Here is a 19,877-nt window from a genome sequence, read left to right as displayed (position 1 = left end):
GTGCCTTGCAGGGTTTAACCCCCGATCGCCTGTTCGATGATCCGGGCCTCCCGCAGCAATATCTCCGCGACCTCTTGCTCGCGGCGGGGGCCGAGCCGGGTCCGCACGGCGGAGACCGTCATCGCGGCAGCCGGCTGGCCGTCCGGCGTCTTGATCCAGGTCGAGATCGATTTGGTGCCCTGCACGAGGCCAATCTCCCGCTTGCCGTAGCCCAAGCGTCTGGCCGCCATTACTTCGCCCATTACCGTCGCCACATCGGTCCGGTAGGCCTCGAATCTCTTCTCGTTGGCTGCGACGATCTTTCGCGCATCCTGCGCCGGCATCGCGGCGAGGATGGCGACGCCCGCACTGGAGACGCCGAGCGGCCGTCGCGCGCCGATCTCGATCGACAGCACCTGGATCGGATAGACGCCGATCCTGCGGTCGACACACAGCGTGTCGTTGCCGGTGCGCACCGTTAGGAACAGCGTGTCCCCGATCTCGGCGGAGGCGCGTTGCAGCGACGGATTGGCGGCAATCAGCAGTCGCGACGGCCGCGGCCGCGCCAGCGCCAGCTCCGGCACCTGGTTGCCGATCGCGTAGCAGCCGCTCCGCTCGTTCCGCTCGACGATGCCTTCCTCGATCAGCACGTGGACGATGCGATGCACGGTCGGGCGGGTGAGGCCGGTTCCGCGCACGACCTCGGCCAATGGCACGCCGGCCTCGCGGCCTGCGGCCAGAATGCGCAGCACCGCGAGCGCGCGCCGGATCGCCTGCGCGCCCTGCCGCGGTGCCATGGCGTTGCGGGGTACTCTGGTTTTGTCCATAATATGGACAAGAACGCCACAATTCACTCGACAGGTAAAGCGCAATCATCTGGAGATTGCGCTCCGATCGAGCTGCCTATCGAGTTGCCCTCAGTGCGACGTCAGGCATTCGACGTGAAATTGAAAAGCGCCGCCGGGAGGTTAACATGAGATTAATCTGGATCGCCATAGCAGCCGCGACTGCGATGCTGGCCGGGCCCGCATCGGGCCAGCAATGGCCGGCACGCAACGTCAAGCTGATCGTGCCCTATCCCGCCGGCGGCAATGTCGACAGCGCCGCGCGCATCGTCGCCGACAAGCTGCAGGAAAAGCTCGGCCAGCCCTTCGTCATCGAGAACAAGGCCGGCGCCGGCGGCATGATCGCGGGCGAGGCTTTCGCGAAGTCGGCGCCCGACGGCTACACGCTGTTCGTCGGCGCCAACGGCCCGGTGCTGTTCGCGACCGAGATCAACAAGCGCGACGCCTATAACTGGAAGAAGGACTTTCTGCCGATCTCGACGATCTCGATGACGCCGCTGGTGCTCGAGGTTCATCCGTCGGTGCAGGCGACGACGCTGAAGGAGTTTCTCGATCTTGCCAAGCGCGAGCCCGGCAAGCTGACGATGGCTTCGCCCGGTCCCGGCACCACCAACCATTTGCTCAGCGAGTTGATGCAATCAAGCCTCGAGGTGCAATGGGTCACCGCGCATTACCGCGGCAACGCGCCGGCGATCAACGACCTGCTCGGCGGGCAGGTGCAGTTCGCCTTCGACCAGCTCACGGTCAGTCTCCAGCACATCAAGGCCGGCCTGTTCCGCGCGCTGGCGGTCACCAGCCCGCACCGCCTGAAGTCGCTGCCCGACGTGCCGACCTTCGCCGAGCTCGGCTACAAGGATTTCGACGGCCAGACCTTCACCGGCCTGTTCGCTCCTGCCGGCACGCCGGCGCCGGTCGTGGAGAAATTGCACGAGACGCTCGTCGCGATCCTGAAGGACCCCAGCGTGGTCGACAAATTCGAGAAACTCGGCGGCGAAGCCACGCCGATGACGCCGGCCGAATTCAGGGCTTATCTGGAGCGCGAGGACGCCAAGTGGATTCCGGTGGTGCGCAAGGCCAACATCACGGCCAATTGAGCCATGCGGATCGATCCCACCGAGTTCGGCGCCGAGCGCATCTACCGGCTGATGACCGGCATCGTGGTGCCGCGTCCGATCGCCTGGGTGACGAGCCTGTCGCGCAGCGGCGTGCTTAATCTCGCCCCGTTCAGCGCCTTCACCTTCGTCTCGCAGAAGCCGCCGATGCTCGCCATCAGCGTCGGCCGCAAGGGCGCCGATTACAAGGACACCGCGCACAACATCCTCGATACCGAGGAATATGTCATCCACATCGCCGATACCCCACTGATGTCGGCGGTGCACGATTCATCCGTCGAGCATCCGCCTGAGATCAGCGAGGTCGAACATCTCGGGCTCGAAACGCTGCCCTGCGAGCTCGTCAAGGTGCGGCGGCTGGCGGCGGCGCCGGTCGCGATGGAATGCCGTTTCCGGCAGTGCCTCGAATTCGGCGAGGCCAGGAGCCGGCTCATCGTCGGCGAGGTCGTGATGTTCCACATTCGCGACGGCCTCGTGAACGACGGCAAGGTCGAGACTGCCGCCCTCGACCCGATCGCCCGCATCGGAGGTCCCCGTTACGCCCGGCTCGGCGAGATCGTCACGCTCAAGACCGTGTTCCAGACCCCGAAATCGAAAGACTGAGCGCCGCCGCCCGCCGCTCTGCCCGAACACCATTGGAGAACGACCATGCGCCTCGTAAGCTATCTCATGGACGGAGAGCCGCGCTACGGCGCGGCCGTCGAAGGCGGCGTGATCGATCTGACCAAGCGGATCGGCCACGACTTCTCGGATGTGCGCGCGCTGATCGCGGCCAACGCGCTGCCCGACGCGCAGGAAGCGGTTGCCGGCGCCGCGCCGGACTACGCTCTGGAAGAGCTGGTCCTGCTTCCGCCGGTGCTGGCGCCGGAAAAGCTCTGGTGCATCGGCGTCAACTATGCCGAGCGCAACGCCGAATACAAGGACAGTTCGGACCTGCCCAAATATCCGAGCCTGTTCGTGCGCAGCATGTCGTCGATGACGGGCTCCGGCCAGCCGCTGGAGAAGCCGAAGGTTTCGGACCAGCTCGACTACGAGGGCGAGCTCGTCATCGTCATCGGACAGGGCGGCCGTCACATCCCGCGGGACAAGGCGTGGTCGCACATCTTCGGCATGACGCTGTGCAACGAGGGCACGATCCGCGACTGGCTGCGTCACGGCAAGTTCAACGTGACTCAAGGCAAGAACTTCGACCGCTCCGGCAGCATCGGTCCGTGGATCGTCACGTCGGACGAGCTCGATCCGCGCGGTCCCCACGACATCGTCACGCGCGTCAATGGCGAGGTGCGGCAGCAGGACACGACCGAGCGGCTGATGTTTCCGTTCGACTTCATCATCTCCTATCTCTCCACCTTCGCGACCCTCAAGCCCGGCGACATGATCGTGACGGGCACGCCGACCGGTGCGGGCGCCCGCTTCGATCCGCCGCGCTGGCTGAAGGTGGGCGACGTCGTCGAGGTCGAGTCGAGTCGCATCGGCGTGCTGCGCAACACCGTGGCCGCGGAGAGCTAGATCATGCTGGATAGCGCCACGATCGAACGTCTCGCCGCGCGCCTCGACGAGGCCGAGCGCACCAAGTCGCTGATCCCGATGTTCTCGAAGGAGTATCCGGATTTCAGCATCGAGGACGCCTATGCGGTCCAGCGCGCCTGGACGAAACTCCAGCTCGGCCGCGGCCGCATTATCAAGGGCCACAAGATCGGCCTGACCTCGAAGGCGATGCAGAACGCGGTCGGCATCTCCGAGCCGGATTACGGCGTGCTGTTCGCCGACATGTTCTATGCCGACGCGACGCCAATTCCGTTCGACCGCTTCCACGCGCCGCGCATCGAGGTCGAGCTCGCCTTCGTGCTGAAGGCGCCGCTGCGCGGGCCCGATTGCACCATCTTCGACGTCCTCAACGCCACCGATTACGTCACGCCGGCACTGGAAATCCTGGAGACGCGCATGCACCGCGTCGATCCCGAGACCGGCAAGACACGGAAGGTGATGGACACGATCTCGGACAACGCGGCGAATGCCGCGCTGGTGCTGGGCGGCCGGCCGTTCCGCCCCCTTGATGCCGATTTGCGCTGGATCGGCGCGCTGCTGTTCCGCAACGGCGAGGTCGAGGAAACCGGCCTCGCCGCCGGCGTGCTCAATCATCCCGCGAACGGCATCGCCTGGCTCGCCAACCGCCTCGCGCCGCATGACGAGCATCTGAGGGCGGGCGAGGTGGTGCTGGCGGGATCGTTCACGCGGCCGGTCGACATCCGCCGCGGCGACACGTTCCACGCCGATTACGGCCCGTTCGGCTCGGTGTCGTGCCAGTTCGTCTGAACCAACAACAAAAAGGGAGCGCATCATGAGTGGTCAATCGCGGCGCAAGAGCATCCACATCGGCGGCTTCAAGCACGCCAATCCGATTCCGAACGCCTGCCGCATCGGCAATCTCGTGATGTCCGGCGTCATCCTCGGCCGCGATCCCGCGACCAACGCGATGCCTGAGAGTCTCGACGCCCAATGCGCCAACATGTTCGCGCACATGAAGGCGACGGTGGAGGCCGCCGGCGGCAGCACGGACGACATCATCAAGATGACGGTGTGGCTGAAGGACCGCAGCAACCGCGGGCCCGTCAACGTCGAATGGCTCAAGATGTTTCCGGACGAGCATTCGCGCCCGGCGCGCCACGCGCTGCCGATGGACAACATGGACGGCGGCGCGCTGGTGCAGTGCGACTTTACCGCCGTGATCGACTGAAGGAGTTTTGCGCATGCCGACCTATCTGCCGTTCGATCCCAACCCGCGCCGCCCCAGCAAGGCGCCACCGCCGAAGACCATCGACAGCCAGTTCCACGTGCTGGGGCCCATCGACAAATATCCGGAGCGTCCGGGCGCGGCCTATCGGATGCCGACCGCGACCTGGGAAGCGGCGCTGCGCATGCACAAGACGCTCGGCATCGAGCGCGGCATCATCGTGCAGACCACGACCTACGGCGCCGACCATGCGGTCGTGCTCGACGGCCTCGCCGCGATGGGCCCGAACTATCGCGGCTGCGCCAACGCGCTGGTGTTCGCCGAGGCGAGCGACTCGTACCTCTCCAAGCTGCACCAGGCCGGCGTGCGCGGCGCACGCTTCAGCTTCCGCCAGGAGCTCGGCGCCGTGCTGTCGGACGCCGATTTCGCACGTGCGATTGCGCGCATTCGCGAGCTCGGCTGGTACGTCAAGATCCAGCCCGAGAAGGACGGCATCATGTCGAGCGTCGCCAAATACGAGAACCTCGACGTGCCCGTGCTGATCGATCACATGGCTCGCCCCGACCCCGAGGCCGGCAAGGCCGATCCGAACCTGCGCAAGATGCTCGAGCTGCTCGAGAAGGGCAATTTCTGGGTGATGCTGTCGCTCGGCGAGAAGACCTCGAAACTCGGTGCGCCCTATGACGACGTCATCCCGATCGCGCGCGTCTATATCGAGGCCGCGCCCGACCGCTGCGTCTGGGCCAGCGACTGGCCGCATCCCGTCTCGGTGAAGCAGCCGCCCAACGACGCCGACCTGCTCGAGCTGATGTACCGCTACGTCGCGGATCAGACGGAGCTGGAGAAGATCCTGGTGCGCAATCCGGCAAAGCTGTTCGGGTTTGCGGATTAGAGCGAACTCCCTCGGTCGTCATCGCGAGGAGCTCTTGCGACGAAGGAATCCAGAGTCCTGCTGCGGTGGCAGTCTGGATTGCTTGGCTGCGCTCGCAATGACGTGCGGTCCTACCGCTCACAGCGGCTGCCTCCCCACCCGGTCCCGCACCTCGGCCGCGATCTCGAACGAGCGCAGCCGGGCGGCGTGATCGTAGATCTGCCCCGTCGTCATCAATTCGTCCGCGCCGGTATCCGTGATCAGCGCCTTCAATTTCGCTTCGACCACATCAGGCGAGCCGACCGCGGAGCAGGACAGCGACTGGTCGACCATGGCCTTCTCGGCCGGCGACCACAGCGCGTCCATGTCGGCCACCGGCGGCGGCAGCGGCCCCGGCGTGCCGCGGCGCAGGTTAATGAACTGCTGCTGCAGCGAGGAGAACATTCGTTTCGCCTCGTCATCGCTGTCGGCGGCGAAGACGTTGACGCCGATCATCGCGGAGGGCTTGTCGAGCTGCGCCGACGGCTCGAAGCGCGCGCGATATTCACGCAGCGCCGGCATCATCATCTGCGGCGCGAAATGCGAGGCGAACGCGAACGGCAGCCCGAGCATCGCGGCAAGCTGTGCGCCAAAGGTGCTCGATCCCAGGATCCACAGCGGCACCTTGGTGCCCATGCCGGGCACGGCGCGGATCGCCTGGTTCGGCTGCAAATCGCCGAGCAGGGCCTGCAATTCCAGCACGTCATGCGGAAAGTTCTCGGATGTCGTCGCAAGGTCGCGCCGCAGCGCCCGTGCGGTGAACTGGTCGGTGCCCGGCGCCCGACCGAGCCCGAGATCGATCCGTCCGGGATAAAGCGATTCCAGCGTGCCGAACTGCTCGGCGATGACCAGCGGCGAATGGTTCGGCAGCATGATCCCGCCGGAGCCGACGCGGATCGTCCTGGTCCCGCCTGCGATGTGCCCGATCACCACCGATGTCGCGGCGCTCGCGATCCCCGTCATGTTGTGATGCTCGGCGAGCCAGAACCGTTTGTAGCCCCAGCTCTCCGCATGCTGCGCCAGATCGAGCGAATTGCGAAACGCCTGCGCGGCATCGCTGCCCTGGCAGATCGGTGCGAGGTCGAGCACGGAGAAGGGGATCATGGGGGGTACCTGAACTGAGCGCGTGTGTGGGTCTGCACACATGTAGTGTCGGTGCATCGGATCGGTAGAGCACTGGCGAGATCCGCAGGCACCGCCATCGTACAAGACCTTGGCCGGTTTCGCTTCGCCCCACCCCTCCGACAAGCTATGATCCGACCGTTCAGGTCTATCGAGACGGTCAAATGAGACGGCGGAATTTTCTAGCTTCCTTGGGACTTGCTGCCATGTCGCCACGTGTGGCGTTTACCCAACAGCGCGTTCCGGTCGTGGGCTTCGTCGGGTTTGCCACCACTGAGGTGGACAACGCCGCGCTTGCTCCCTTTCGCAAGGCGATGGCTGGGCTCGGTTACGTCGAGGGTCGCAACATCATCATCGACGCACGCTCGACCGGAGGGGATGTCTCGCGCGGCCTGACGCTGATTGATGAGCTCGTGGCAAAACGCGTCGATGTGCTGCTTGCGCCGGGACCGGCCGCGGCCCGCGCGATCGTGAAGAGGACCAATATCCCCGTTGTTGCGGTCGCGCTGCCTGCTGTGCAGAGCGACCGCGAGTTGTTTGAGAGCCTCGCTCGTCCCGGCGGCAGCCTCACCGGTTTTGCTGCATTTGGCGAAGAGATGTCGGCCAAACGCATCGAGATGATCCGCGAGATTTTGCCAACGCTCAGGAGAATCGGCGTTTTGAATAACGCAACGGACCCGACGTTTAGTGCCTGGGGCGCGCAAACCGTGCTGGAAGCACGACGAGCGGGCGTCGAACCGGTGCGACTTGGTCTCACCACTGCGTCGCCGGCAGCGGTCGCCGAGCAGTTTGATGTGCTGGCGGCCGCCGGTGGCAGCGCCGTGATCGTCATTCGCGATTACATGACCGCTGCAATGCAGAATGAGATCTGTCAGATCGGCATCGAAAGGAAGATCGCCGTCATCGGTCAGCAGAGCGAATTTGCGCGAGCTGGCGCGCTGTTCAGCTATGGTGCCGACATAGGCGACCTCTTTCGTCGCGCCGCGGGTTATGTCGATTTGATTCTGAAGGGACAAAAGCCGGCGGACATGCCGATTCAACTCCCCACCAAATTCGAGCTGGCTGTCAATCTCAAGACGGCGCGTGCACTCGGATTGACTGTTCCTCCCACCATCCTCGTGCTGACGGATGAAGTGATCGAGTAAGCGCGCAGGATGGCTTCCGTCCTGCCTGCCCTGAGTGGCCCACGCCCGCCCGTTCACAACACTGTTATTGCGGCCTATGGCGCCCTTCGTCGCAACTGGGCGTTTTGGGCCTGTTGTTGTAGCTTGCGGGAGCAGCCGCAGGGTTGCCAGGAGGAACCGACATGACCACGGTCGTATTCAACCGCCGAAGCCTGCTCGCCGCGGGCGGCACCGTCCTCGCAACAGGCGTCCTGGCATCAGGCGTTTCCGGTCTCCTGCTCCCCGCCCGTGCGGCAGGCCTCGCGCCGACCGAAACGATGTCGGGCGGCGCGAACAATTATCGCAAGGGCGCGCAGATCGTGGATCGCATCGGCAAGGGCGGCTTCTGGATGAGCGGCACCGTCCGTCGCGCCGGCGACGGCACGCCGCTGGCCGGGCAGCGCATCCAGATCTGGGCGCACACGGTCGAAGGCCAGGAGCACGAGCCGCAGAGCCATGGCGCCACGCTCACCGACAAGGACGGCAAGTTCCGGCTGGAGATGCCGCAGATCATTCCGATCTTCGGCCAGCCGCACGGCCACCTCGCCTATGACAGCGGCGAGTTCAAGACCGTCTTCCTGCGGCCGGTGATGCGGAGCGCAAAGGAGACCAGCCTCGAGGCGCACTTCGTCCTGCAGCCGGCCTGACCGGGCCAGCGAATGACGGAGTGGAGATCGGCGCGGGTGATCCTGATCTGGGTCGCTCTTGCCTTGGCTATTGGCGTGCCGGTCGCGCTGGCGGCGACAAGCGAGCAGCTCGCATGGCGCGGTCCGGTCTACATCCTCGCCGGCTTTGCAGGGATCATTGCCCTCGGTCTCGTGCTCGTGCAGCCCCTGCTGATCGGCGGCTATCTGCCGGGCCTGTCGACCTATCGTGGCCGGCGCGTCCATCACTGGATCGGCGGCGCGTTGGTACTGGCCGTGGTAATCCACGTCGCCGGTCTCTGGATCACCAGCCCGCCCGATATGATCGACGCGCTGACCTACGCATCGCCGACGCCGTTCTCACCCTTTGGCGTGACCGCCATGTGGGCCATCTTCATCGTTGCCGTTCTGGCTGCACTGCGCCGGCGATTGGGACTGCGCCTGCGTACCTGGCGTATCGTCCATCTTCCGCTCGCAATCGTCATCGTCGCAGGCAGCGTGGTCCATTGCCTGCTGATCGAGGGGACGATGGAGACGGTTTCGAAGGTGGCGCTTTGCCTGCTGATCCTCGCGGCGAGCATCAAGGTGATGGTTGATCTGCAGGTCTGGCGAAAGCGAAGGACGTTGCGCGGGGAAAGTGTCGCGCGGCAGTAGATCTTGGGATTCGAGAAGCGAAGGCCTCTCCACGCGTCATCTCTGCGGAAAGATTCCGGATCGCCTCGCTTCCGCTCGCAATGATGGAGCACGCCGCTCCGCTTGCCGCAAATAGCGCCGAGGCGTACCCTCGCGCCATGACCGTCACCGCCCCCGATCTGAAAGCGTTCCTGCTCGCGACGCCGTTCTTCGGCGGTCTCTCGGACGGAGGCCTCGATCTCCTGATGTCGATGCTGGTCGAGCGCCGCTTCGATGCCGGGGCGACCGTCGTGGCGGAGGGCGAGCCGGGACGCTCGATGTTCATCGTCGAATCCGGCCGTCTGGCGGTGAGCAAGCGGGCGAATGCGGGAAGCACCATCCCGATTTCCGTTCTGGAGCGTGGCGATTTCTTCGGCGAGATGACGCTGATCGAAATGCAGAACCGCTCGGCGACGGTCGTCGCGGAGGTGCCGACGGTGCTGTACGAGTTGACGGCCCGGAATCTCTACGCCTGCTACAAGGCCGACATCCACGCCTATGTGGTCGTCCTGCAGAACATCAATCGCGAGCTTTGCCGGCGCTTGCGCCGGGCGGATAACCGCTTCACCGGCCTCCAGGCGGAGAACGACAATTGATGGTGCGCAGCACCGCTAGGGCAGCTGCGAAACCATCATGTCTCGCCACTGAGCAGGGTCTCGACGGGTCTTGGACGTCACGACTTGTCGTGCGCGTACTTCTCCAAGACCAGCCGGTTATATTCATCCCGTACCGCCCTTCGTGAGACATGCCCTTTTCGGTCCTTGGCAATTTTCAGAAGGTCGGGATCGGTCGGTCCCCTCCGCCTAAATCTCGCAAAGAATCGGGTCGGAGGCGCCGACGTCCTTCCAAACAGCCGGTCAAGCCATTCCATCGTGTCCTCCCGGACAAACTGCGCGATATGACACTATCACCACGAATTTAGCGGTCAAAAGGACAGTATGGCTGCATCTTTTCGACATCGGAAACCGACATCATGCAGCGATTTGGGCGCGTCGGGCAAAACACCCAAACCCCGTCAATCCCCTCCTGCAAAAATATTCCACTTTACCGAAATTCGGAATTGCGGCATAGTCCCGGCATCCCGGCCCGAGGAGAGGGGCGATCGTACGTCGCAACGAACGTGGGCCGGGCTGCGGTGGACGCGGCTGCGTCGGGCACGGCAAGGCGGGACCAGGGCGGGTGAACCTCGTGAGGTCCTTCTCCGTGTGACGAACGATGTTGCTGCGTACGGCAAAACCGTGTGGTCCTGGCCGTCGTTGCTACGGTCAAGCCCTTCGGAGGTGCGAGCGAGCCCAACCGGGCGGGCTGCATCATCCAATTCGCGGGGCGAGGGAGGCCAGAGGAAAGTTCGGCTCCCGGGAGAGCACGGCATAAGCCGTCCGACCATCGCGCAGGGAAGGCCGAGTGATCGGCACCACCTGTATGCTGCTGTGCGGTTCTTTCTGCGTGTGCATTTCGCGCAGCGGACCGCGGGTGCCTGTCGGCACCCGGTCTTCCCTGCGCCCTCTTCAAGGAAGAGGGTCAAGGAAAAGAGCAAAACTCGGGCGTTTCAAGCCGCGAGAACGCAGCTTCATGTGTGAACACAGAAGCTTCATGTGTGAACACAAGAATGACTTAGGCGTCTCGCCTTCTCGCCTCGCTCGAGTCACCGACGGGCGGCGGTCGCGGTCAGCTCCAGCCTGACGCCCTTGCCGAGATCGGCAACGCCGATAGCGGCGCGCGCCGGCAGATGGTCCGCGGTGAAATAGCGCTTCCACACGTCGTTGAACGCCGCCTTGTCGGCGAGGTCAGCCATGAAGATGGTCACCTGCAGAATACAGGAAAGATCGGAGCCGGCCCCTTCAAGCAGGGTCTTCAACTGTCGAAGCACATCGTCGGCCTGGCCCGCCATGTCGAGCCCCGCATCCTCAGGGACGATGCCGCCGAGGTAGAGCACGCCGTTGTGCTCGACGATCTCGTGGAGCAGTCCTTCATAGGGCAGGGAACGTTTGATCACGATGGCATCCGTGGACGTTGCGGACTCTCTGGAGGGCTCGCTTCGGGAGGGAAAGGCTGGTGCTGCCAGACAGGATTGAACTAATGTCGCAGTCCTGTTGTCAATTGATTTTATTGAAGTTTTCGGCCCGGCGATATGGATTTGTGTGGCACTCTTGGGTGGCGCTCTATCGCTCCAAGCTAACACAATGCGTGGCCGCGTCTAGTCAAGCGGACTGCGCGTTGAGCGAAGAACCTTGTTAGCTTGTAGCGTTGGTTCTCGACAACCCTAGGTGCCAGATGTCAATGTTTCTAGACGGGGGAAATCAATGGCATCACCACTTTCAGCGCACGAACATCCCATATCCAAGATTTTTGGCGGCGACTATGTTTTTGAAATACCCAGTTTTCAACGTCCCTACGCTTGGACTGTTGAGCAGGCGCGCGATCTATTTGATGACATCTGGGACACCGCGAGATCAGAGGAGTCGGACGATGACTCGACGCCGTATTTCCTCGGAAGCATTGTTCTAATTAAACCAGAAAGCACCGCCCCCCTGTGTCAGGTCGTAGACGGCCAGCAGAGGCTGACAACGATTACTCTGCTGCTTTCAGCTATCCGCGCCAACTTGGCTACGGAAGAAGGCCGCGATATTACCCAGCTGATATACGAGAAGGGTAGTCAGATTCTTGGGACGCAGGATCGATTTCGGCTGGCGTTGCGATCCAGAGATCTCGAATTTTTTCAAACGTATGTTCAACGTGAGGGCGGGTTCGCCAAGCTTGTCGCACTGGGCGAACAAAATTCCGACAGCCGCCAAAACCTGCGAAGAAATGCGCTCTATTTCGATGAACGATTGAAGAAGTTGACTGCCGCGGAGCGCGTTACGCTCGCCCAGTTCATTGTGACGCGCTGCTTTCTTGTCGCAGTGTCAACTCCCGATCTTGATTCCGCCTACCGCATCTTTTCCATCCTCAACAGCCGCGGTCTGCCTCTCGCTCCAGGTGACATCTTGAAGGCGGAGATCGTTGGCGCAATCGAAGATGGCCAACGCGACGCATACACCAAGAAATGGGAAGACCTCGAAGAGTCCCTAGGGCGCGATCAGTTTAGCGAACTTCTGAGCCTCATTCGCATGATCTATCGCAAGGCAAAGCCGAAAGGCACAGTCTTGAAAGAGTTTCGCGAGCACGTAGCCCAAGCCTATAAACCGAAGCAATTAGTCGACGACGTGATCGTGCCAATTGGCGAAGTCTTCGCTGAACTGACTGACGCTGCTTACGTCAGCTCAGAAAGGGCTGAGATCATTAATGAGCATCTCAAGTGGCTCAATAGACTTGAGTTTAATGATTGGCTGCCGCCAGGGCTGGCCTTTGCGGTCCGACACCGAAATCAACCCAAAAAAATGGAGGCGTTCTTCCGAGATTTGGAGCGTCTCGCCTATTCGATGCTGGTCCGTAAGAGTAGCATAAACGATCGTATAGAAAAGTTTTCTAGACTTACGAAAGAGGTCGAGAATGGAGATGACCTGGATAGCACGAAATCCGCTTTGCAGCTCTCCCAGGCAGAACAAGCGGCGACATACAAGGTCCTGAGCGGCCCTCTCTATGATACGCTTGCGGCTCGCGCCCGATCGGCGGTGTTGCTTCGTCTGGACGCACTGATGTCCGGTGGCGGCGCAAGTTACGACTATGACACGATCACGGTGGAGCATGTGCTTCCCCAAAATCCCAAGGCAGACAGCAAGTGGGTAGAGTGGTTTCCGGATGCGCAGAAGCGTCTAGAGGTGGTTCACTCCCTCGGAAATTTAGCCCTGTTGACGCGAAAGAAGAACGCGGCGGCGAGTAATTGGGATTTCGATCGCAAGAAGAAGGCCTATTTCGCCAAAGATGGTGTGTCGCCGTTCGTGCTAACCACTCAAGTTTTGGAGCACGCTGATTGGACGCCCTCGATTGTTGAGGCTCGCCAGAAGCAACTCTGCGAGAAGCTTGAGAGCCATTGGCGCTTGCAAAACCGGAAAGCCTGATCGAGCAGCCCAAATTTCGGACGCTCGCATCCACATAAGCTGGGAGTGTCTCTCCGCCAGATGGCCATCGATAAGGGGCGAGCGACTTACCGATACCGAAGCTATCGAATCCAAAAACGAAAGGCGGTGGATCGAATGCTGCCCCGAAAGACCGAGTGAAGCTTAGTCGTGATTGAGGAAGACAAAATCGTCATGGCGCCTTGCTCCGATTGCCTCGGCAAGCGGAAGCATCGGGTATTATTCGAGACGGCCCAACACGAAGAGGAGACCATCGAGAAATATGCGATGATCGAATGCTGCGGTTGTTCTCGAATTTCGATGGGCTATCAGCGGGTATGGAAGGACGATGGCACGATAGACCATGATTTCTTTCCATCACCCGTGTCGAGGAGAGAGCCAGACTGGGTGTACTGGGTGTGGCTGGGCCAGTTTCGTTCAAGCGCTGAGCAGCAAGCGGCGAAGCTGATGTTCCTGCTAAGAGAAATTTATCAAGCCGTGCACGGAAGCCAGCATCGCCTTGCAGCAATGGGTATCAGAGCGCTTCTCGAACAGGTGATGATTATGAAGGTGGGCGACTTGCCTACATTCAATGAGAAACTCGACGCATTCCAGAGAGACGGCTACATATCTGCACTTCAGCGCGACGCAATGCGAGCGACGCTTGATGTCGGTGATGCAGCAATGCACCGCGGCTTTGTACCAACCGAGGCAGACTTGAACGTCGCGCTAGACGTCGTCGAGGGTGTCATGGCTCCCATCTTTGGACATGCGAACGAAGCGCGCGCATTGGCCGGGCGTGTGCCGCCCAGGAAGAAGTAATTCAACGGTGGGGCTCCTTGAGGTCCGGATGGATAGGGTGTTTGGTCAACGGGGGTAGAATGTCGGAACCACTATTTGAGCCGATACCTATTGCGTACAGAGGACTGCTTGCCGATCAGCATTTCGTTGATGCTCAGCAATTCGGCCGATCGCTCATTGGGACAACTAAACTCGCCAATAGCATCTGTCACGAACTCTTCTGGGAGAACATCACGCACGATCCGCGTTCCTATCACATACGCTTTTGTGTGGGGCCGAGCCGCGAGAACGGTCTACTGCAAGAGATCTTCGCGATCTCCAATTCTGGTCAGCTTCCGCTTTACAGTCCGATCCTCATTACGGTCGCGAAGAAGTTCATCGAGCTTTCGATCAAGGCGGTAATCGACAGGGTCCTTTCAAAGAAGGAGAGCAACAACGCCGTCGATCGTATCCACGAACTTGCCATGGCCCACAACGAGTTTGGGAAGCAGGTTCACGAAGGTCATATGCGGGATAAGGCTTGGCTACAGCGTATGATCACAACGATGGCGCGCGAGAACCGGGCCTCGATCAGACAGCTTCCCGACCCAGTCGGAAGAACCGTCAATCACATGCAGATCGGTGAGGCCAGCGTCGCTACAGTAATAGACGAGCCGGCAGCGGAGGTACTCAGATCGCCGGACATGCTTAGTCTCGGCGAAAAGGAGGAGTATGTTGTTCGCATTCACGGCGTCTTCAAAACGAATGGGGCCTGCCGTGTCGAAATCCTGAACGCGCCAAAGAAGAAGATCGTCTCCGGAAAGATCGCAGACGATGAGCTTTTAAAGCCGGGAAACATATACACCCGTGCCCTTAATGAGGGACTTACCCTTAGGGTCGTTGCGCAACCCACGATGAAGGATCGGAAGATCAACCGGCTCTTCATCACACAAGGCGAAATCGTCGATAGGCAGCTAGTGTAAGGACCCTCGCGATGGGCAGCCTGCTTCCAAAGATGTACAGGTCCCCGTTGGACCTGGCGGTATACTTCGCATATATTCTCGCGGAAGATTCCCTGGACGCCGCGCGTTTCGAGATGCGTCACCCAAAGGCGCTAAATGCCGAGCAACGCTGCGTGCCCCCTACCTATGAATGCTGTGCCGGATGAACATCGCCGAAATCGTAATGCAGTTTGCCGACCTCGTGAAGGAGCCATTTGACCAAGGCGAGTTCGCGTTCCGACTTCTAGAAGTCTACAACGCTCCCAAGGCGACACTCACGAAGTTGCGCTCAGGCACTCAGAATAAGGGGGAGAGGCCGAGCGATGTGCTCTGGTCACGAAAGCTCTATTACCGCCCCGCCCCAGTCGGAAAAGTTGCAGAGACACTGGACCAGCTCAGGGAAAGCAAGGCGGCGAAGACGCAAAAGCCGCGCTTCCTCCTGGTAACCGATGGGCGCGACGTTGCTGTCTACGACACAAAGGCCGACGACACCTGTCATTGCGACTTCGACAAGCTAAACGATCGCTTCGATTTCTTCCTGCCGCTAGTAGGAATCGAAAAGTACGAAGCGGTCGCCGAGAACCCGGCCGACATCAAAGCGGCTGGCCGTCTGGCTAAATTGCACGACGAAATCGAACGTCAAAACCCCGAGTGGTTGGTGCCGGGAAAGAGGCACGCGCTCAATCAATTTCTTACGCGCATCCTCTTTTGCATGTTCGCCGAGGACACCGGCAGTTTTCCTCAAGATTTGTTCGTCAAGACCATCACCGAACATGGAGGTAACGACGGCGAGCATCTGCAAGGACTTTTGAAGCAGATGTTCGACGTAATGAACCTGCCCGAGGACCGTCGCAACGAGCTGCCCGCTCACATTCGTGCGTTTCCTTATGTGAACGGGGGTCTCTTTGCGGACAGTACGGAAGTCCCCGCTTTCAATCGGCGCTCCAAACGTATGCTAATCGAAGCCGCCCAGCTCGATTGGCGTGAAATCAATCCAGACATCTTCGGGTCGATGATCCAGGCCGTTGTCGACACTGCCATGCGTGGCGATCTCGGCATGCATTATACGTCCGTGCCGAACATCATGAAGGTTTTGCAGCCTCTTTTTCTGATGTCGCTCGAAGAAGAGTTTGAGCGTGCACGAGGGCACCGCGAGGAGCGCTCGCTTTTGCGGAAGCTATTGACGCGCATCTCAAAGATTCGCGTCTTCGACCCGGCCTGCGGCTCCGGCAACTTTCTGATTATCGCGTACCGGGAACTGCGCACGCTCGAGATGCGCATCTTTCAGCGCATCGACGAGATTGGCGGAGGCCAGACGACGTGGCGCGAGAAGAGTGGGGTCAAGCTATCGAGCTTCTACGGAATCGAACTAGCCGACTTTGCGGCGGAAACGACGAAACTTTCGCTTTGGATCGCCGAATACCAGATGAATCAGCGATTCAAGCGCCTCTTCGGCGAGGCGCCGAAGAGCTTTCCCCTACGAGATGGGGGCCATATCGTTTGCGGGAACGCCTTGCTGATCGATTGGCTTCTCGTTTGTCCCCGGCCGACCAAGACGGTTCAGAAGGAGAAAATTTTCGACCTCGCGCGTGTGGAGAAGGTTCATGCGAGCGAGGAAGTGATCGACAACGAGGCAGAAACGTTCGTTGTTGGGAATCCGCCTTATCTGGGAGGAAAAATCCAGAATGCGACTCAAAAGGGAGATCTGCGCCGGTCCTTTGATGGCTGGCCGCTTAGCCCCAAAAATCTGGACTACGTAGCTGGCTGGTTTGCAAAGGCAACTGACTATCTTGGCAAATTCGATTCTATCGAGTTCGCCTTTGTTTGCACCAACTCTCTAAATCAGGGCATTCACGCCTCCGAACTTTGGCGCGAGATATTTGCACGAAACGTGGAAATTTCTTTCGCATTTAGAGATTTCAAGTGGTCAAATAGTGCGTCGCATAATGCCAACGTCATTTGTTCAATTGTAGGTGCTCGTAGGGCTGGTGGCCCAGGTAGAAAGCGGCTCTTCAAGGAAGGAGCCCAGATTCAGGTACCTAACATTAATTCCTACCTCATCGCTGCGCCAAACTACTATGTACGCAAGCGATCAGGGCAATTGTCGGGATTGCCACGCATGTATCACGGCAATACGGCGCTTGATGACGGACAGCTTCTACTGTCCGATCCAGACAAGGAGCGACTTCTGGCATCAGCGCCCGGCGCCGCCAAGTTCCTTCGTCCCGTTGTCGGTTCTCGCGAGCACATTAACGGCATCAAAAGATGGTGCCTGTGGATTGAAGATGCGGACCTAGTGGAGGCAAGCCGTATTGAGGAAATCGCGAGCCGCATTCAAGCGGTTCGCGCATTCCGTATTGAGGGCGGCCAGACAGCCGTTTCGTGCGCCGATCGTCCTCATCAGTTCTTTCTGCGCCGCACGGCAAAGGAGACGACGCTGGTCGTTCCAGCGGTCTCTTCCGAACGTCGAGAGTACATACCCGCCGGTTTCGTCGATGCCAACACCATTGTTACCCATCTCGCGTACATGGTGGTCGATCCGCCAGCCTACTTGCTGTCTGTAGTTGTTTCAAAAATGCATGTCGCGTGGTTGCGTCTTGTCGGCGGCCGGATGAAGACCGATTTTCGATATTCGAACACCGTCGTGTACAATACGTTCCCTCTACCTCGTCTTGACGAAGCGCAGATAAACTTACTCGAAGAACTTGCATGGGAGGTTCTCGCTGCACGAGAAGCTCATTCGGGCAAGACGTTGGCTTGGCTTTATGCATCAAAAACGATGCCGCAGAATTTGGTCGACGCTCATCGTGAACTCGATTCATGTCTTGAGAGAATTTACATCGGGCGGCCCTTCAAGAATGATACCGAGCGCCTCGAACACTTGTTCGAACTTTATGCAGCGATGACCTCCGGCAAGGAAAAGGAGGTAGCGAGTGCCTGATTTCGTGCATGTCACTTACGGGCAAACCGGCGCGAGCCAAAAGCAGGACGCCATGGGAATGCGCGCGATGCAGGCGCGAGCCTACGCTGAGCGCGGCTCCCAATATCTCCTCGTCAAAGCGCCACCAGCCTCCGGCAAGTCCCGCGCTTTGATGTTCATTGGTCTTGACAAGCTGCAACATCAGGCCATTCGCAAAGTCATCGTCGCTGTGCCCGAGCGATCGATCGGTTCGTCATTTCGTGCGACGAAGCTCACCGACCACGGCTTCTTTCGGGATTGGGCCGTCGATGATGAATGGAACCTCTGCACCGCTGGCGGTGATGCGGGAAAGGTCGGCCGGTTTCAGACGTTCATCGAGAGCGACGCCGAGGTGCTGATCTGCACGCATGCCACGCTACGCTTCGCTTATGACAAAATTGGCCCTGAGCCGTTTGCCAATTGCCTCCTCGCCGTCGACGAGTTTCACCACGCCTCGGCTGACGCAGATAGCCGCCTTGGCGAGGTCGTTCGCGGTCTAATGGCCGACGGCCGTGTTCATATTGTTGCTATGACTGGCAGCTATTTCCGGGGCGACAGCATTCCAGTGCTCCGGCCGGAAGACGAGGAGCGGTTCACTCGCGTCAGCTACACCTACTATGAGCAGTTGAACGGCTACACGCATCTTAAGAGCCTCGGCATTGGGTATCATTTCTACCGGGGCCGCTATCTCGATGCGATCAATGAGATTCTCGACCCTGACAAAAAGACCATCATCCATATCCCAAGCGTCAACGCCGCCGAGAGCACCAAGGAGAAGTATGAGGAAGTCGACCGCATCCTAGATCACTTGGGAGACGTCATCCAAACAGATGCGGCCACCGGGCTCCATCATGTCCGGCACAAGAGCGGCAAGATTCTCAAAGTGGCCGATCTTGTGGAGGATGACGAGAAGACGCGGAACCGTGTGATGGAGACGCTGCGCAATATCAAGGATCGCGATGACGTCGACATCATCATTGCCCTCGGCATGGCTAAAGAAGGTTTCGACTGGATCTATTGCGAGCACGCGCTGACTGTCGGCTATCGCGGCTCGCTTACGGAAATCATCCAGATCATCGGGCGCGCCACGCGGGACTGCCCAGGTAAGTCGCACGCCCAGTTCACTAACCTAATCGCCGAGCCCGACGCCTCCGCCGACAACGTTGCCGAAGCCGTCAACAACATGCTGAAGGCGATCGCCGCCTCGCTCCTGATGGAGCAGGTGCTTGCACCGAACTTCAAGTTCAAGACACGCGCCACGGACGATAATATAGACGGCGGCACCAAGATCGTCGATATCGACTACACGAACAGCGAAACTACCGTCGCCATCAAGGGCTTCGCCGAGCCCAGTACGCCTCGCGTGCGGCAGATCCTGCAGAGCGACCTGATCGACCTCACCGCTTCGGTCATGCAGGACGAGCGCGTGCTCCGTGCCGCGATGAACCCGGAGGAGATTCCTGCGGAAGTCGTGACGCAAGTCTATGTGCCGAAAGTCATCGAGACCAAATACCCCGACCTCACGCCCCAAGAGGTCGAAGAGGTGCGCCAACATGTCGTCGCTAACGCCGCATTCAAGGCGAGCAGTAACGGCAGCTTGCCGGAGTTGAACGATAATCTCATCAAGATGGCCGATAAGTTCGTCAACGTTAAAGAGCTCGATATTGATTTGATCAATAGCATCAATCCGTTCCAGCTTGCGTATGAGATCATGTCGAAGTCAGTAGATGCCGATGTGTTAAAGCGCATCCACGGCGCGATCACGGCGCGTCGCATTCAGATGACCGAGGAGGAGGCGGTAGCACTTTGGCCGCGCATCAAGAGCTTCAACGAGACGCATGGACGTGAGCCGAGCTTGACGGCGCAGAACCCGATGGAGCGCCGCCTCGCCGAGGCGCTTGAATGGATTAGGGCAAAAAAGCGCGAACAGATGCGCGCCCAACAGTCGGGCTAAGTCG

The 19,877-nt window shown here is 60.3% G+C and carries 18 protein-coding genes; 15 read left to right on the top strand and 3 right to left on the bottom strand.

Annotated features, from left to right (window positions below):
- Positions 1–14: 14 nt before the first annotated feature.
- A complete protein-coding gene (locus RX330_RS33605) occupies positions 15–806 on the bottom strand; it encodes an IclR family transcriptional regulator (protein WP_317241338.1) in 792 nt (263 codons plus the stop codon).
- Between the two features lie 146 nt (positions 807–952).
- Here RX330_RS33605 and RX330_RS33600 point away from each other — a divergent pair, with 146 nt between their 5' ends.
- Genes RX330_RS33600 through RX330_RS33575 form a run of 6 tightly spaced genes read left to right on the top strand, consistent with a single transcriptional unit; the run spans position 953 to position 5,562 of the window.
- Complete coding sequence (locus RX330_RS33600) at positions 953–1,918, top strand: Bug family tripartite tricarboxylate transporter substrate binding protein (protein ID WP_212084503.1); 966 nt, start codon at positions 953–955, stop codon at positions 1,916–1,918.
- A 3-nt stretch (positions 1,919–1,921) separates the two neighbouring features.
- Complete coding sequence (locus tag RX330_RS33595; RefSeq protein ID WP_317241337.1) at positions 1,922–2,539, top strand: flavin reductase family protein; 618 nt, start codon at positions 1,922–1,924, stop codon at positions 2,537–2,539.
- 45 nt (positions 2,540–2,584) lie between these two features.
- Positions 2,585–3,445, top strand: coding sequence for a fumarylacetoacetate hydrolase family protein (locus tag RX330_RS33590; RefSeq protein ID WP_317241336.1), 861 nt, complete (start codon positions 2,585–2,587; stop codon positions 3,443–3,445).
- A 3-nt stretch (positions 3,446–3,448) separates the two neighbouring features.
- Complete coding sequence (gene hpaH, locus RX330_RS33585; protein ID WP_317241335.1) at positions 3,449–4,252, top strand: 2-oxo-hept-4-ene-1,7-dioate hydratase; 804 nt, start codon at positions 3,449–3,451, stop codon at positions 4,250–4,252.
- 25 nt (positions 4,253–4,277) lie between these two features.
- The gene (locus tag RX330_RS33580) at positions 4,278–4,673 is read left to right on the top strand and encodes a RidA family protein (protein WP_317241334.1); all 396 of its coding nucleotides are present in this window, start codon (positions 4,278–4,280) and stop codon (positions 4,671–4,673) included.
- Between the two features lie 13 nt (positions 4,674–4,686).
- Positions 4,687–5,562, top strand: coding sequence for an amidohydrolase family protein (locus RX330_RS33575; RefSeq protein WP_317241333.1), 876 nt, complete (start codon positions 4,687–4,689; stop codon positions 5,560–5,562).
- A gap of 117 nt (positions 5,563–5,679) precedes the next feature.
- Here the strand turns inward: RX330_RS33575 and RX330_RS33570 are convergent, their stop codons facing one another.
- Positions 5,680–6,684 (bottom strand): LLM class flavin-dependent oxidoreductase, encoded by a 1,005-nt coding sequence (locus tag RX330_RS33570; protein WP_317241332.1) that lies wholly within the window; start codon positions 6,682–6,684, stop codon positions 5,680–5,682.
- Positions 6,685–6,908: 224 nt separating this feature from the next.
- Between RX330_RS33570 and RX330_RS33565 the strand changes: the two genes are divergently transcribed.
- From RX330_RS33565 to RX330_RS33550, 4 genes are all read left to right on the top strand, one after another.
- Positions 6,909–7,847, top strand: coding sequence for an ABC transporter substrate-binding protein (locus RX330_RS33565; RefSeq protein WP_317241331.1), 939 nt, complete (start codon positions 6,909–6,911; stop codon positions 7,845–7,847).
- Between the two features lie 161 nt (positions 7,848–8,008).
- A complete protein-coding gene (locus tag RX330_RS33560) occupies positions 8,009–8,512 on the top strand; it encodes a Twin-arginine translocation pathway signal (protein WP_317241330.1) in 504 nt (167 codons plus the stop codon).
- Positions 8,513–8,524: 12 nt separating this feature from the next.
- Positions 8,525–9,163, top strand: a complete 639-nt coding sequence (locus RX330_RS33555; RefSeq protein WP_212084523.1) for a ferric reductase-like transmembrane domain-containing protein — start codon at positions 8,525–8,527, stop codon at positions 9,161–9,163.
- A 137-nt stretch (positions 9,164–9,300) separates the two neighbouring features.
- Positions 9,301–9,777: a Crp/Fnr family transcriptional regulator gene (locus RX330_RS33550; protein ID WP_212084525.1), complete on the top strand. Its 477-nt coding sequence runs from the start codon at positions 9,301–9,303 to the stop codon at positions 9,775–9,777.
- A 1,049-nt stretch (positions 9,778–10,826) separates the two neighbouring features.
- Here the strand turns inward: RX330_RS33550 and RX330_RS33545 are convergent.
- Complete coding sequence (locus RX330_RS33545) at positions 10,827–11,177, bottom strand: RidA family protein (RefSeq protein WP_317241329.1); 351 nt, start codon at positions 11,175–11,177, stop codon at positions 10,827–10,829.
- A 307-nt stretch (positions 11,178–11,484) separates the two neighbouring features.
- On the opposite strand from RX330_RS33545, the gene RX330_RS33540 reads away from it, so the two are divergent.
- The 5 genes from RX330_RS33540 (at position 11,485) to RX330_RS33520 (ending at position 19,873) form a co-directional block, all read left to right on the top strand.
- Positions 11,485–13,182, top strand: a complete 1,698-nt coding sequence (locus tag RX330_RS33540) for a DUF262 domain-containing HNH endonuclease family protein (RefSeq protein WP_317241328.1) — start codon at positions 11,485–11,487, stop codon at positions 13,180–13,182.
- Between the two features lie 168 nt (positions 13,183–13,350).
- Positions 13,351–14,001: a DUF4145 domain-containing protein gene (locus tag RX330_RS33535; RefSeq protein WP_317241327.1), complete on the top strand. Its 651-nt coding sequence runs from the start codon at positions 13,351–13,353 to the stop codon at positions 13,999–14,001.
- Between the two features lie 59 nt (positions 14,002–14,060).
- Positions 14,061–14,942, top strand: a complete 882-nt coding sequence (locus RX330_RS33530; RefSeq protein ID WP_317241326.1) for a hypothetical protein — start codon at positions 14,061–14,063, stop codon at positions 14,940–14,942.
- A 181-nt stretch (positions 14,943–15,123) separates the two neighbouring features.
- Entirely contained in the window at positions 15,124–17,901 is a 2,778-nt protein-coding gene (locus RX330_RS33525; protein WP_317241325.1) for a class I SAM-dependent DNA methyltransferase, read from the top strand.
- Entirely contained in the window at positions 17,894–19,873 is a 1,980-nt protein-coding gene (locus RX330_RS33520) for a DEAD/DEAH box helicase (RefSeq protein ID WP_375848069.1), read from the top strand. The genes RX330_RS33525 and RX330_RS33520 overlap by 8 nt, the downstream gene beginning before the upstream one ends.
- The last annotated feature ends 4 nt before the right edge of the window (positions 19,874–19,877 follow it).

It is taken from the genome of Bradyrhizobium sp. NDS-1, assembly GCF_032918005.1.
Classification (GTDB): domain Bacteria; phylum Pseudomonadota; class Alphaproteobacteria; order Rhizobiales; family Xanthobacteraceae; genus Bradyrhizobium; species Bradyrhizobium tunisiense.
The sequence above is the reverse complement of the archived record's forward strand: the minus strand, read 5'-3'. Positions and strand labels throughout refer to the sequence as shown.

Bases quoted from the DNA above. Each gene is read 5' to 3' on its own strand.
- RX330_RS33605 (WP_317241338.1), bottom strand. From the start codon at position 806: ATGGACAAAACCAGAGTACCCCGCAACGCCATGGCACCGCGGCAGGGC.
- RX330_RS33600 (WP_212084503.1), top strand. From the start codon at position 953: ATGAGATTAATCTGGATCGCCATAGCAGCCGCGACTGCGATGCTGGCC.
- RX330_RS33595 (WP_317241337.1), top strand. From the start codon at position 1,922: ATGCGGATCGATCCCACCGAGTTCGGCGCCGAGCGCATCTACCGGCTG.
- RX330_RS33590 (WP_317241336.1), top strand. From the start codon at position 2,585: ATGCGCCTCGTAAGCTATCTCATGGACGGAGAGCCGCGCTACGGCGCG.
- hpaH (WP_317241335.1), top strand. From the start codon at position 3,449: ATGCTGGATAGCGCCACGATCGAACGTCTCGCCGCGCGCCTCGACGAG.
- RX330_RS33580 (WP_317241334.1), top strand. From the start codon at position 4,278: ATGAGTGGTCAATCGCGGCGCAAGAGCATCCACATCGGCGGCTTCAAG.
- RX330_RS33575 (WP_317241333.1), top strand. From the start codon at position 4,687: ATGCCGACCTATCTGCCGTTCGATCCCAACCCGCGCCGCCCCAGCAAG.
- RX330_RS33570 (WP_317241332.1), bottom strand. From the start codon at position 6,684: ATGATCCCCTTCTCCGTGCTCGACCTCGCACCGATCTGCCAGGGCAGC.
- RX330_RS33565 (WP_317241331.1), top strand. From the start codon at position 6,909: ATGTCGCCACGTGTGGCGTTTACCCAACAGCGCGTTCCGGTCGTGGGC.
- RX330_RS33560 (WP_317241330.1), top strand. From the start codon at position 8,009: ATGACCACGGTCGTATTCAACCGCCGAAGCCTGCTCGCCGCGGGCGGC.
- RX330_RS33555 (WP_212084523.1), top strand. From the start codon at position 8,525: ATGACGGAGTGGAGATCGGCGCGGGTGATCCTGATCTGGGTCGCTCTT.
- RX330_RS33550 (WP_212084525.1), top strand. From the start codon at position 9,301: ATGACCGTCACCGCCCCCGATCTGAAAGCGTTCCTGCTCGCGACGCCG.
- RX330_RS33540 (WP_317241328.1), top strand. From the start codon at position 11,485: ATGGCATCACCACTTTCAGCGCACGAACATCCCATATCCAAGATTTTT.
- RX330_RS33530 (WP_317241326.1), top strand. From the start codon at position 14,061: ATGTCGGAACCACTATTTGAGCCGATACCTATTGCGTACAGAGGACTG.
- RX330_RS33525 (WP_317241325.1), top strand. From the start codon at position 15,124: ATGAACATCGCCGAAATCGTAATGCAGTTTGCCGACCTCGTGAAGGAG.